Raw genomic sequence first — 12,656 nt, forward strand, 5'->3', positions numbered from 1 at the left:
TTTTGAAAACAACAACAAAAAGGAAGGTCAACCATGCTTCAATCACGTCACCTGCTCTCCGGCCTCGGACTGTCCCTGATGATCGCCACCCTCTCCGCCAACGCGGCCGGCCTCAGCGCTGAACACAAAGCCTTTGGCAAAACCAATGACGGCACGCCCGTCGAGCAATACATCCTGCGCAACAGCCACGGCATGCAGGCGACCGTCATCACCTACGGCGCCACCCTGCAATCACTGCTGGTGCCGGACAAACACGGCAAAGCAGCCGATGTGGTGCTGGGTTTCGACGATGTTCAGGGTTACCAGAAAGGCACAGCGTATTTCGGCGCGACCATCGGCCGTTTCGGTAATCGCCTCGCGGACGGCGCGTTCGAACTCGACGGCAAGCGCTATCAGGTGCCGCAGAACGACAAGTCCAACGCCTTGCATGGCGGTACTCAGGGTTTCGACAAGAAGGTCTGGAAAGCGCAGGAAACCAAGGACAAGGATTCCGTCGGCGTGACCCTCACCTATCTGTCGGCAGACGGTGAAATGGGCTTCCCCGGCAATCTCACAACGCAGGTGACCTATCGCCTGACCGACAGCAACGAGTTGCGCATCGACTATAAGGCCAGCACCGATAAACCGACCGTGCTCAACCTGACCAACCACAGCTACTTCAACCTCGCCGGTGCCGGCAATGGCGACATCCTCAAGCAGGTGGCCACCTTGCACGCCAGCCATTACACCCCGGTCACCGGCAAACTGATCCCGACCGGCGAACTGGCGCCAGTGGCCGGCACACCAATGGACTTCACCAAACCCACCGCCATTGGTACGCACATCAAGGCCGATCACCCGCAGCTGAAATTCGCCGAGCCGAAACAGGGTGGCTTCGATTTCAACTGGGTGCTGGATACCAAAGGTGATGTGAGCAAAGTCGCCGCCGAGGTCAGCGATCCGCAGTCAGGGCGGCATTTGCAGTTGTTCACCAGCGAACCGGGTGTGCAGTTCTATACCAGTAACTTCCTCGACGGCACGGTCAAGGGCAAGGGCGGCAAGGTCTATCCGCACTGGGGTGCGTTTACCCTGGAAACGCAGCACTATCCGGATGCGCCGAATCAGCCGGACTTCCCGAGCACGCGTCTCGATCCGGGGCAGACTTACAGCCATAACGTGGTGTTGAAGTTCTCCGCGAAATAACACTTGCCTTGTGGTGAGGGGATTTATCCCCGATGGGTTGCGCAGCAACCCTGCTTTTTGGGGGCGCTGCGCGCCCATCGGGGATAAATCCCCTCGCCACAGGTTCATCGACCTCCATTGGAACCCCTGCGCTATCCTGCTGCCCACTAAGGTATCGACCATCAGCACAGGAGGTTTGAATGCGTACCCTTGAACTGGCAGGCGTGCAGGTTCCAGTGATTGGCCAGGGCACCTGGCGCATGGGCGAAGATCGCTCGGCGCACCCGCGTGAAGTGTCCGCGCTGCGCCAAGGCATCGAACTCGGCATGACTCTGATCGACACGGCGGAAATGTATGCCGAGGGCGGTGCCGAATCTGTCGTCGGCGAAGCCATCGCCGGTCTGCGCGACCAAGTGTTTCTGGTGAGCAAGGTCTACCCGCACAACGCCAGCCGCACAGGCATCCCGCAAGCCTGCGAGCGCAGTCTGCGCCGGCTCGACACCGACTACATCGACCTCTATCTGCTGCACTGGCGCGGCCAGTATCCGCTGGAAGAAACCGTCGAAGCCTTCGAACGCCTGCGCGAGGACGGCAAGATCGGCCGTTGGGGCGTGTCGAATTTCGATGTCGATGACCTCGAAGAACTGGCCAACCCGGCCTGCGCGACCAATCAGGTGCTGTACAACCTGGAAGAGCGCGGCGTCGAATTCGACTTGCTGCCCTGGTGCCAGCAACAGCGCATGCCGTTGATGGCGTACTGCCCGATCGGCCAGGGCGGCGCGATGCTCGCCGAACCAGCGCTACAGCAAATTGCCGCTCGTCACAACGTGACCCCGGCACAGGTTTCGCTGGCGTGGATTCTGCGTCAGGATGGTGTGATTGCGATTCCCAAGGCTGTGCGACCAGAACACGTGCAACTCAATGCACAAGCGGCGCAGTTGCAACTGGATGCCGGGGACCTGGCGGCGCTGGACCAGGTATTCAAAGCGCCACAACGCAAGCAGCGGCTGGCGATGGTCTGAGTCGCTGGGCGCTGGCGAGGGCTTCGTCATGAGAAGCACTGATCAGCATGACCCGTTCAATCTGCAGCGTTTCGTCCAGGCGCAGGACCCGGTGTTCGAACGGGTTCAGCGTGAACTCGGTGAGGGGCGCAAACGTAGCCACTGGATGTGGTTTGTGTTCCCGCAGTTCGCCGGGCTGGGCGGCAGCGAAATGTCCCGGCGCTTCGCCATTCAATCCGCCGACGAGGCGCGGGCCTATCTGGCCCACGACCTGCTCGGTGCGCGGCTGCGCACCTGCACGCAGCTGGTACTGAACATCCGCCAGCGCTCGATTGCCGAGATTTTCGGCCACCCCGACGACCTGAAATTCCACTCCTCAATGACCCTGTTTGCGCAGTTCAGCGCCGACGACTGTCCGTTCGCTCAGGCGCTGGAGCGTTACTTCCACGGCATCCTCGACGAATGGACCCTGCAACTGCTGGACTCAAAACAGGCCCAGTTGCCCCCCGATCAGGGTTGAGAAATCGTCGTCGACAAACGGCAGAATCGCGTCCGCCACCGGTTGCAGCTGGCGGGTGATGTAGTGGTCGTAGTCGATCGCGGCGCGGCGCACTTCCAGCGGTTCCGGCCCGGCCAGGGTGATCACGTAACTGATCCAGCCGCCGTTCTGGTACTGCCGCGGGCGACCCTGCTGCGCGTTGTAATCGTCGGCCAGCCGCGCTGCACGCACATGCGGCGGCACGTTGCGTTCGTAGTCGTCGAGGGTGCGGCGCAGGCGTTTGCGGTAGACCAGTCGTTCATCGAACTCGCCGGCCAGGGTCTTGCGTACGTAATCGCGCACGTAATCCTGATACGGCTTGCGCTGGAAGATCCGCTCGTAGAGTTCCTGCTGGAACTGCCGGGCCAGCAGTGACCAGTCGGTGCGCACGGTTTCCAGGCCCTTGTAGACCATTTCGTCACTGCCATCGGCGCGCGTCACCAGTCCGGCGTAGCGCTTTTTGCTGCCCTCCTCGGCGCCGCGAATGGTCGGCATCAGAAAACGTTTGTAGTGGGTTTCGTACTGCAATTCGAGAGCACTTTGCAGGCCGTATTCCTCACGCACATGCTCGCGCCACCAGTCGTTGACGTGCTTGACCAGCGCCTGACCGATCTGCGCCGCTTCCTCCTGCCCGTGCGCACGACGCAGCCAGACGAAAGTCGAGTCGGTGTCGCCATAGATCACCGCGTGGCCCTGCGCTTCGATCAACTGGCGGGTGCGCAACATGATCTCGTGGCCGCGCAGAGTGATCGACGATGCCAGGCGCGTATCGAAAAATCGGCAACCACTGGAGCCGAGCACGCCGTAGAAGGCGTTCATGATGATCTTCAGCGCTTGCGACAGCGGTGCGTTGTGCTCGCGCTTGGCGGTCTCGCGGCCCTCGGCGACCCGCGCGACAATCGACGGCAGGCAATGCCGGGTGCGCGAAAAACGTGCACCGCGAAACCCCGGCACCGAATCGGCGTCGTCCGGGTGTTGCAAGCCTTCGATCAGGCCCACCGGGTCGATCAGAAAGGTGCGGATGATCGACGGGTACAGGCTCTTGTAATCCAGCACCAGCACCGACTCGTACAGCCCCGGCTGCGAATCCATGACGAAGCCGCCGGGGCTGGCCTGTGGCGGATTGGTGCCCAGGTTTGGCGCAACGAAACCCTGACGGTGCATCAGCGGCATGTACAAATGGGTGAACGCCGCCACCGAGCCGCCGCTGCGATCTGCCGGCAGGCCGGTAACGCTGGCGCGTTCGAGGAGAAACGTCAGCAGTTCGGTCTTGGCGAAGATCCGCGTCACCAGCTCACAGTCCTTGAGGTTGTACTTGGCCAGCGCCGGTTTGTCCTCGGCGAACATGCGGTTGATTTCATCCATGCGCTGGTACGGGTTGTCGATCGCCTTGCCCTCGCCGAGCAGGGTCTGGGCGACGTTCTCCAGGCTGAAGGAGGGAAAACTCCAGGTCGCTGAACGCAGCGATTCGATGCCGTCGATGATCAAGCGCCCCGCTGCCGAGGCAAAGTAGTGCGTGCGGCTGCCGTGTTCGCGCCACTGCATCTCTTCACCGCCACGGCCGATTTTCAACGGCACACCGAGGCGTCGCGCGTGTTCGTGAAGGATGCGCAGGTCGAACTGCACGACGTTCCAGCCGATGATCGCGTCGGGGTCGTGGAGGGCGAACCAGTCGTTGAGCTTTTTCAGGATCAGCGTGCGTGAGTCGCAGTATTCGAGGTCGAAGTCGATGATGCTCGCGTCACCGTTGGGCGCGCCGAGCATGTACACCTGACGCTGGCCGCAGCCTTCGAGGGCAATGGAATACAGCTCGCCGGTTTCGGTGGTTTCGATATCCAGCGAGACCAGCCGTAGTTGCGGTCGGTAGTTGGGGTCGGGTTTCAGTTGGGCATTGAGCAAGACGCCGTTGTCATCGGCAGTGCCGCTGAACAGCACCGGCGCGGTGATGAAGCGCTCCATCAGGTAGCGTTCCGGCGGGCGCACGTCGGCTTCGAAGACATCGACACCGGCGCGGGACAGCGCGGTTTCCAGGCGCATCAACTGGCCGTGTTGCTGGCAATACAGGCCCAGCACCGGGCGATGTTCGAAGTCCTGCAGGGCCAGCGGGCGCAGTTCGACGTTCTTTTCGTCGTGCAGCAGGCGTTCGGCCGCCTCGCGTTGTGCGGCAGGGATAAACGCCACCGACGTCTGCGACGCCAGGCGCACACGACGCGGCCCGGCGTCGGTCGCCAGCCAGAACTCGACTTCGGTGCCGGCCGGGGTATCGCGCCAATGCCGGGTCAGGACGAAGCCCTGCTGTAAATCCACCACTGCAACCTCAGGAATTGAATCAGAGAGGCATTCTACGCGGCATCGTCCGAGATAACCCCATCCCCTGTGGCGAGGGAGCTTGCTCCCGCTCGGCTGCGCAGCAGTCGCAAAGCCAGGCAATTCGGTGTATCAGGCAAACCGAATTCTCAGGGTTTGGGCCTGCTACGCAGTCCAGCGGGAGCAAGCTCCCTCGCCACAGGGTTAGAGGTGAGCCGGAAAAACCGGCAAATGACGTTTTTTGCGTGCTATCTGCCGCTTTGCCACCTTGCTCTGCGCGCCAGCGTCTACGATGCTTGAATAACAACGACAACACCTGAGTAACCGCCATGAAGACCGTCGCCCAACTGCTCAAGCTCAAAGATCAGAAAAATCAGGAAGTGCACCATATCGATCCCGGTCACATGGTGCTCGAAGCGCTGATGAAAATGGCCGAGAAAAACGTCGGGGCCTTGGTGGTGATGGAAGATGACAAAGTGGTCGGCATCATCAGTGAGCGTGATTACGCGCGCAAACTGGTGTTGCACGGGCGCTCGTCAGTGGGCACACCGGTGCGCGACATCATGGTCAAGGACGTCATCACCGTGGACACCCACCAGACCGTCGACACCTGCCTGGGCATCATGTCCGACAAACGCCTGCGCCACTTGCCGGTGGTGGAGAACGGCAAACTGATCGGCCTGCTGTCGATCGGTGACCTGGTAAAAGAGGCGATTGCCGAGCAGGCGGAACTGATCAAGCAGTTGGAGCAGTACATTCGCGGGGAATAGACCCTTCCCACTTACAGGAGTGAGCCCTGTGGCGAGGGGATTTATCCCCGATGGGGCGCGAAGCCCCCCCAGAAAAGCCGGGACCGCTTCGCAGTCCATCGGGGATAAATCCCCTCACCACAGAGTTCACTCCTACATTTTGGTTTATCGGGTGATCAGGACGGCCAATGCCGGGCGAAGACAGGCGCCAGCACCGGATGCCTGTCAATACGCTGCAACCACGCATAAAACCCTGGACGGCTCTGGCGCAGGTGTTCGCGGCTGCCCGCCCAACGTGTCACCACGGCCGCCAGCACGTCCAGCGCGCCGGGCGTTTCGTCGTCCAAGTACAACTCGGCGGAAAACTGGTCGGCAAACACTTCCCAGCTCCAGTGCAGGCGCTCACGTGCGCCGGCCATCAGGTTCTGCCGTGAGGCTTCGTCCGGCATCACCAACCAGCGCTCGGGATAATCGATGACACCGATGGCCGCGTAGCAATTGCTGGCGATGTAGACCATGCCGCGAATCGCCTGATCGCGATCGGCAGCCTTGGCCGGCAACAGACCGGACTCGGGAAAACTCAGGCCCAGATGAATCAGAATCGCCACACTCTCGGTGATCGCACTGCCATCGGGCAATTGCAGGGTCGGCACCTGCTTCAGTGGATTGAGGCGCGCCAGTGCCTCGGCGGCTTCGCTTGAGGCTTCGATATCGATAAAGCGATAGGCGATCTGGCATAACTCCAGCGCTGCCTCGATGGCTGCGGCACCTGAATTGCGATGTCCGTACAGTTGATACATGCCCCCTCCTCGATCTCGACAGATCTGTGTAGCCCTATTTATAGCGGGTGTATCCGCTTTGGCACGTTTTTCCCATGCATTGGCGACTTGCGAATTCAAACCTCGCAAAACAGCGCTGGCGGTGCCCATCCCGCACCAAGAGCAATCATCGAACGCTATCCGCGTTCTTGTAAGGTGCGATACCGAACCAAAAGTTCGCGTATCCGAGCTGGCAACAAGGAGTTCACCGCGTGAATCTTCAAACGCTCTGCCGCATCAGCCTCTGCTTGCTTGTTTATCAACAACGCCGAGTTCATTCGAACAGTCCCGGCGGCCAGTGCCTCTACTTTATTACCTGACTCCATGACCACACACCGTGATTGGCGATGACGCTTCGCCGACAACGGCGTGTTATTTATTTTTTAAATACAACTGCAAAAATTCCTGCACCAGCGCCGTATTAATGAACGCAGGCGGGATTGTCGGACAATAACTTTCAGCGACTTTGCAAGTGCACCAAAACGGCTCCAGTGAGTTGAATTATTCAGCACTGGAAACATTGATTTCATTTAAACAAGAACAAGGAACATACGTCGTGACCCGCTAAAACACAGACCCGCACCAAATCAGTCCGCCGCGCACCAGCAAGTGCCCGGGCCGTTAGCCAAGCCGCCGCTCTATCCCGCCGATCAGCGTGATACCGCGTAGAGCCTGACTCGCCTCTGAAAAAACTCCACTCAATGGAGTTTCGGGAAACTGTTGGCCGGAGAAATACACGACCAAGGCAAAACTTATATAAATGCGACATGGGTAACACTGATGAAATAAGACCTATACATTTCGGCAACATCTGGCACAGCGGTTGCTACATGCAAAAAGCACAAGCATGAGACACCAACATTGATCTCAAGCAATAGAAGAACAACCAGGGAATGGCCAATGAACACTCGAAGTCGATGGCTCTAAGCCAGTAACTGTAAGCAAGCCCTGTTCTATAGATAGTTCAACTATCGGCCTGCGTACACCTTGAAGAAAGTTACACCCACCCACTCGAACATCACCCCAATGTTCGGACGGCACCTTATTGCCCTTCATCAACCCGAGGGAGCTTTAATGAACGATGCGGTAAAGCACAGAACCCTGCCGGGGTCATTACGGGAAGCGCCAATCCCGCTGTCACCGGACAGGCCAGCCTTCACGGCCAATACCTCGCACCCCGGCGGGTTGAACAAACAGCAAATGCTGTTGCTGGTGGCGGTATCGGCGCTGATACACGGCGGTGCCTGGTGGTTTTTCCAGCAGACCCGGCCCGAGCCACTGCCGACTCCGCCGCAGATTCCGGAAATGACCGTCGAGTTGACCAGCCCGACGCCGCCGGCACCGCCCACACCGGAACCGCCACCGCCTCCGCCGCCCCCTCCACCTCCGGAACCGGAACAACCGGTGGAAGACGAAGACGCGGTCAAGCCACCGCCAAAACCGGTGGAAAAACCCAAGCCGATCGAAAAACCGAAACCGGTCGAGAAGCCCAAACCGGTGAAGAAAGTCGAGCCGCCGAAAGCTCCGCCCGCCCCGGCACAACCGGCCGCTCCCGCTGCGCCGGCGACACCGAGCGCGCCACCAGCCCCGGCCGCCGCGCCTGGCCCGGTCAAGGAATCGGCAGCGATTTCCGGTCTCGCCAGCCTTGGCAACCCGCCGCCGGAATACCCGTCGCTGGCGCTGCGGCGCAATTGGGAAGGCAGCGTGGTGCTGCGCATTCAGGTGCTGGCCAACGGTCGCGCCGGCTCGGTGACAGTGACCAAGTCCAGCGGCAAGCCGCAACTGGATGACGCCGCCGTCGCGGCGGTAAAGAACTGGAAGTTCATTCCGGCCAAACGCGGTGACACGCCGATTGACGGCTTCGCCACCCAGACCATCGATTTCAAATTGCCGCAATAACGGCACAACCCGACGAACTCACAACCGACTTAATGCAAGCGAGGTGTAGCGATGAACCATTCACTGTCTTCGATGATTGTCCCCGGTGTGCTCTGGGGCCTGGTGCTGTTTTCCGTGGTCAGCTGGGCGATCCTGCTGGTCAAGTCGGCGCAATACCTGCGCCAGAAAGCCCAGAACAAACAGTTCAGCAAAGCCTTCTGGGGCGCGCCGGATCTGCTCACCGCTGCCGAACACGCCAGCCAGTATCCGGGCTCGCTGGCACGCATCGCCAGCAGCGGTTTCGAAGCCTTGCTGGTGGAAGAATCGCCGCGTACCACGCAACAACTGGCGCACACCATCAACCGTTCCGATCGCCTGGAGCGCAACCTGCGCCAGCAGATTCAGAAGGAACGCCGCTCGCTGGAAAACGGTCAGGCGATTCTCGCCAGTATCGGCAGCACCGCGCCGTTCATTGGCCTGTTCGGTACCGTGTGGGGAATCATGGAAGCCCTGCAAAGCATCGGCGAAACCGGCTCGGCCAGCCTTGAAGCGGTCGCCGGCCCCATCGGTCATGCACTGATCGCCACTGGCGTGGGGATCGCCGTCGCGGTCCCGGCAGTGCTGATTTACAACTTCTTCCTGCGCCGCCTGAAACTCGCCTCGGCGGACATGGATGACTTCGCCCACGATTTCGATGCGTTGGCCTCACGCAGCGCGTTCTCCATCAGCCGCCAGGCCATCGCCAGCAAAACCACAGCCGCCGTGCGGGAGGCCAGCTGATGTCCTTTTCTACCCAAGACAGCGATGAAGTGCTCAGCGAAATGAACGTCACGCCGCTGGTGGATGTGATGCTCGTGCTGCTGGTGGTGTTCATCGTCACCGCGCCGCTGATGACCAATGCGATCAAGGTCAATTTGCCGAAAACCGACGCCGTCGCTCCCGCCGAAAAGAAAGACCCAGTGGTGGTCAGCGTCGATCAGGACGGCAAGTTCTACCTGGCGAAAACCGAACTGGCGCCGGAATCGCTGGAAGCCAGCCTCAAGGAGGTCAAGGCCAAGGACGCCGAAGTACGCGTGCAGTTGCAGGCCGACGCCAACGTCAACTACGGCCAGGTGGCCAAGGCCATGGCATCCATCGAACGCTCGGGCATCAGCAAGATTTCGGTGATGACCACCCACTGAGTGCGGTGGGGGGCGCACCTTGAGAAGCGCGCCCGGCACCGCTGAAGAATCCCGTCGCAATCAGCCGACCGAAAAAACGCCAGGCGTCTTCGGAGGGGATCGGCTTGCTTGAAGAAAGTGGTTTTCCGCACGCGGTATCACCGAAAGCGGAGCAATGAGGGGCTCACAAGGCCAATTCGATAACGTCTGACAAGTCGGAAACAACCATGCTGATGAACACTCCACGCTTCACGCTCAAACCTTTGGTGGCAACGATCTCTCGCCACCGTTTTGTTCCGTTGTATCTGGTGGCCATGGGGATGGGCGCCGGGACTGTGCAAGCCGCCGAGGATGACAACGCCACCGTGCCCGCTGCGGCAACGGTGGTGGCGCCGACCACGCAACTGCAACGGGTGGAAGTGACCGGTTCGGCGATTCGCCGGGTCGATGCGGAAACGGCCGTGCCGATCACCATTCTCAAGGCCGATGAGCTGCGCAAGCAGGGCGTGACCACCACCGCCGAACTGGTGCAGCGGATCACCGGCAGCCAGTCGATCAACAACAGCGCCGGCTCGGTCGGCGCTGCCACCGGTGGCGCTTCGTTTGCCGACATGCGCGGCATCGGCGCGAACAAGACGCTGGTGCTGCTCAACGGTCGACGCCTGGCGAACAACGCCTTGTCGGGCACCAACTCGGCCGGCGGCGCGGTGGATCTGAACATGATCCCGTTTGCCGCGATCGAGCGCGTGGAGGTTCTGCGCGACGGCGCATCAGCCTTGTACGGCACCGACGCCATCGGCGGCGTGATCAACTTCATCACCAAAAAATCCCTGACCGACGGCCAGCTCACCCTCGGTGGCGAAACCCCGACCCACAGCGGCGGCGGTGCCACCAAAGACATGAGCGCCAGTTGGGGCTACGGCGACCTGGAGCAAGACCGCTTCAACGTCCTCGGCGTGTTCAACTACAACAAGCAGCAGAACCTCGACGCCAACGACCGCTCCTTCGCCCGCGACTATGTGCCCGGCCGTGGCCTGGACCAGACCTCCGGCACCGCATTCCCCGGCAACTACAGCCAGAACGGCAACGCCACCAACCCGTTGGCCAACAGCAATTGCAACGGGCCGAACCTGGTGGCGCGTGACGGCTTGTGCCGCTTCAGCACCCGCGAATACATCGACCTGATTCCGCAAACCGAAAAAACGTCATTCTTCGGCAAGACCACCGGCAAGCTGGCGGATGACCACAACGTCAACCTCGAATACTTCTGGTCGCGCAACAACAACGCCACCGCTGTCGGCCCGGCCCCGCTCACCGGTTTAAGCCTGGACTCGTCGTCGCCCTACTACCCCGGCAACGGCATCACCCCCGGCCCGACCGGCTTCGCCCTCGACCCGACGCAACCGGTCGATGTGAACTGGCGCGAGACTGCTGCCGGCCCGCGTGAATCGAAAGACCAGAACACCAGCCAGCGCTTTCTGCTGAGCTTCGACGGTCTGGTCGGCGGCTGGGATTACAACGTCGGCGCCTCGTACAACCAGAACAAAATCGTCTCCAGCGTCACCAGTGGATATGTCAGCGATCAGGCGATGATCAACGGTCTGGCCAGCGGTCTGCTCAACCCGTTCGGCCCGCAATCGGCCGCCGGTCAGCAGTACATCGACCAGGCCATGTACCACGGCGCCTACTCCACCGCCGTCGGCCGCGTGGCCGGTTTCGACGGGCGGGTCAGTCGGGAGATCGGTGACTGGTTCGGTGCCGGCCCCGCCGGTCTGGCGCTGGGTGGCGAGTACCGCAAAGAGAAATTCCACCAGGACTTCGAACAGTTTGCCGGTGACATCCAGAGCCTCGGCATCGACCCGGCCGGCAGCGTCGAGGGCGACCGCAGCGTGAAAGCCGCGTACGCCGAAATCAACGTGCCGGTGCTCGACAGCCTCGAACTGTCCGCCGCTGTGCGTCACGATAAATACAGCGACTTCGGCAGCACCACCAACCCGAAATACTCGTTCCGTTATCAGCCGCTCAAAGAGCTGGTAGTGCGTGGCGCGTACAGCGAAGGCTTCCGTGCGCCATCGCTCTACGAGCTGTATTCGCCGCGCAGCATCACCTACACCCAGGGCTACTACAACGACCCGGTGCTGTGTACCGGTGGCGTGGTGCAACCGGGCGGCAACGGCGGGCGCGATTGCGGCCAGCAGTTCCTCAATCAGATCGGCGGCAATGAAGATCTGGCTCCGGAGAAGGCGCGCAACGTGACGCTGGGCTTCGTCTATCAGCCGGTCAGCAACCTGTCGGTGGGGCTGGATTTCTGGTGGATTCACATTTCCAACCAGATCCAGCCGTTCCCTGAATCCACCGTGTTCGATCAGGCCGGCAGCTACCCGGATCGCTTCGTGCGCAACGCCGACGGCACGCTCAACTACATCGTCACCGGCAACGCCAACCTCGGCATCGTCGAAACCAACGGTGTCGATGTGTCGCTGGACTACCGCTTCCCGAACACCCCGTACGGCCAGTTCGGCCTGGGGCTGCAAGGCACCTACGTCGACAGTTATGACTTCCAGAGCACCATCAAAGGCCCGTTTACCGACAAGGTCGGCGACTTCGAAGGGGACGGCGTGATCGCGCGCTGGAAGCACAACCTCACCGGCAGCTGGACCTTCGGTGCAGCTCGTGCGTCGCTGACCAACCGCTTCACCACCGGTTACAACGACTACGACCGCGATACCCATGCGCGCGTGGCCTCGTATTCGGTGTGGGACCTGTCGGCCGGCTACACCTTCAACAAGGTGCTGGACGTCGATGCCGGGATGAAGAACATGTTCGACCGCAACCCGCCGTTCTCCAACCAGGCCTACAACTTCCAGAGCGGTTATGACCCGCGCTACACCGACCCGCTGGGCCGCACGCTGTTTGCGCGCATGACGTATCACTTCTGACCGGAAACACCGGATGTCTCTCCTGTGGGAGATGTTTCCACTGTGGGAGGGGGCTTGCTCCCGAAGGCGGTATATCCGTGAAGGGTGTGTTGACTGACACACCGC

General features: G+C 61.0%; 10 protein-coding genes. 8 read left to right on the forward strand and 2 right to left on the reverse strand.

The genetic code is table 11. From position 1 onward, the window contains the following. Window positions 1-33: 33 nt before the first annotated feature. The 3 genes from VLA07_RS22230 (at window position 34) to VLA07_RS22240 (ending at window position 2,682) form a co-directional block, all read left to right on the forward strand. A complete protein-coding gene (locus VLA07_RS22230) occupies window positions 34-1,182 on the forward strand; it encodes an aldose epimerase family protein (protein ID WP_098968068.1) in 1,149 nt (382 codons plus the stop codon). A gap of 179 nt (window positions 1,183-1,361) precedes the next feature. Beyond that, on the forward strand, window positions 1,362-2,183 hold the full coding sequence (locus tag VLA07_RS22235) for an aldo/keto reductase (protein WP_333991361.1): 822 nt from the start codon (window positions 1,362-1,364) through the stop codon (window positions 2,181-2,183). Window positions 2,184-2,211: 28 nt separating this feature from the next. Beyond that, complete coding sequence (locus VLA07_RS22240) at window positions 2,212-2,682, forward strand: DUF1810 domain-containing protein (RefSeq protein WP_333991362.1); 471 nt, start codon at window positions 2,212-2,214, stop codon at window positions 2,680-2,682. On the opposite strand, the gene VLA07_RS22245 is transcribed toward VLA07_RS22240, so the two are convergent. Further along, window positions 2,647-5,007, reverse strand: a complete 2,361-nt coding sequence (locus VLA07_RS22245) for a DNA polymerase II (RefSeq protein ID WP_333991363.1) — start codon at window positions 5,005-5,007, stop codon at window positions 2,647-2,649. The genes VLA07_RS22240 and VLA07_RS22245 overlap by 36 nt on opposite strands. 329 nt (window positions 5,008-5,336) lie before the next feature. Between VLA07_RS22245 and VLA07_RS22250 the strand changes: the two genes are divergently transcribed. Continuing rightward, entirely contained in the window at window positions 5,337-5,777 is a 441-nt protein-coding gene (locus VLA07_RS22250) for a CBS domain-containing protein (protein WP_027613875.1), read from the forward strand. 155 nt (window positions 5,778-5,932) lie between these two features. On the opposite strand, the gene VLA07_RS22255 is transcribed toward VLA07_RS22250, so the two are convergent. Then, window positions 5,933-6,556, reverse strand: a complete 624-nt coding sequence (locus tag VLA07_RS22255) for a glutathione S-transferase N-terminal domain-containing protein (RefSeq protein WP_027613874.1) — start codon at window positions 6,554-6,556, stop codon at window positions 5,933-5,935. 1,092 nt (window positions 6,557-7,648) lie between these two features. Between VLA07_RS22255 and VLA07_RS22260 the strand changes: the two genes are divergently transcribed. The 4 genes from VLA07_RS22260 (at window position 7,649) to VLA07_RS22275 (ending at window position 12,551) form a co-directional block, all read left to right on the forward strand. Continuing rightward, on the forward strand, window positions 7,649-8,473 hold the full coding sequence (locus VLA07_RS22260; protein ID WP_333991366.1) for an energy transducer TonB: 825 nt from the start codon (window positions 7,649-7,651) through the stop codon (window positions 8,471-8,473). Between the two features lie 51 nt (window positions 8,474-8,524). Then, on the forward strand, window positions 8,525-9,232 hold the full coding sequence (locus VLA07_RS22265; RefSeq protein ID WP_247268277.1) for a MotA/TolQ/ExbB proton channel family protein: 708 nt from the start codon (window positions 8,525-8,527) through the stop codon (window positions 9,230-9,232). Continuing rightward, complete coding sequence (locus VLA07_RS22270) at window positions 9,232-9,633, forward strand: ExbD/TolR family protein (protein WP_003223575.1); 402 nt, start codon at window positions 9,232-9,234, stop codon at window positions 9,631-9,633. The genes VLA07_RS22265 and VLA07_RS22270 overlap by 1 nt, the downstream gene beginning before the upstream one ends. 206 nt (window positions 9,634-9,839) lie before the next feature. Beyond that, on the forward strand, window positions 9,840-12,551 hold the full coding sequence (locus tag VLA07_RS22275) for a TonB-dependent receptor (protein WP_333991368.1): 2,712 nt from the start codon (window positions 9,840-9,842) through the stop codon (window positions 12,549-12,551). The last annotated feature ends 105 nt before the right edge of the window (window positions 12,552-12,656 follow it).

It is taken from the genome of Pseudomonas sp. S3(2024), from assembly GCF_036861315.1.
Classification (GTDB): Bacteria; Pseudomonadota; Gammaproteobacteria; order Pseudomonadales; family Pseudomonadaceae; genus Aquipseudomonas; species Aquipseudomonas putida_A.

Bases quoted from the DNA above. Each gene is read 5' to 3' on its own strand.
- VLA07_RS22275 (WP_333991368.1), top strand. From the start codon at position 9,840: ATGCTGATGAACACTCCACGCTTCACGCTCAAACCTTTGGTGGCAACG.
- VLA07_RS22250 (WP_027613875.1), top strand. From the start codon at position 5,337: ATGAAGACCGTCGCCCAACTGCTCAAGCTCAAAGATCAGAAAAATCAG.
- VLA07_RS22230 (WP_098968068.1), top strand. From the start codon at position 34: ATGCTTCAATCACGTCACCTGCTCTCCGGCCTCGGACTGTCCCTGATG.
- VLA07_RS22255 (WP_027613874.1), bottom strand. From the start codon at position 6,556: ATGTATCAACTGTACGGACATCGCAATTCAGGTGCCGCAGCCATCGAG.
- VLA07_RS22240 (WP_333991362.1), top strand. From the start codon at position 2,212: ATGAGAAGCACTGATCAGCATGACCCGTTCAATCTGCAGCGTTTCGTC.
- VLA07_RS22270 (WP_003223575.1), top strand. From the start codon at position 9,232: ATGTCCTTTTCTACCCAAGACAGCGATGAAGTGCTCAGCGAAATGAAC.
- VLA07_RS22260 (WP_333991366.1), top strand. From the start codon at position 7,649: ATGAACGATGCGGTAAAGCACAGAACCCTGCCGGGGTCATTACGGGAA.
- VLA07_RS22235 (WP_333991361.1), top strand. From the start codon at position 1,362: ATGCGTACCCTTGAACTGGCAGGCGTGCAGGTTCCAGTGATTGGCCAG.
- VLA07_RS22265 (WP_247268277.1), top strand. From the start codon at position 8,525: ATGAACCATTCACTGTCTTCGATGATTGTCCCCGGTGTGCTCTGGGGC.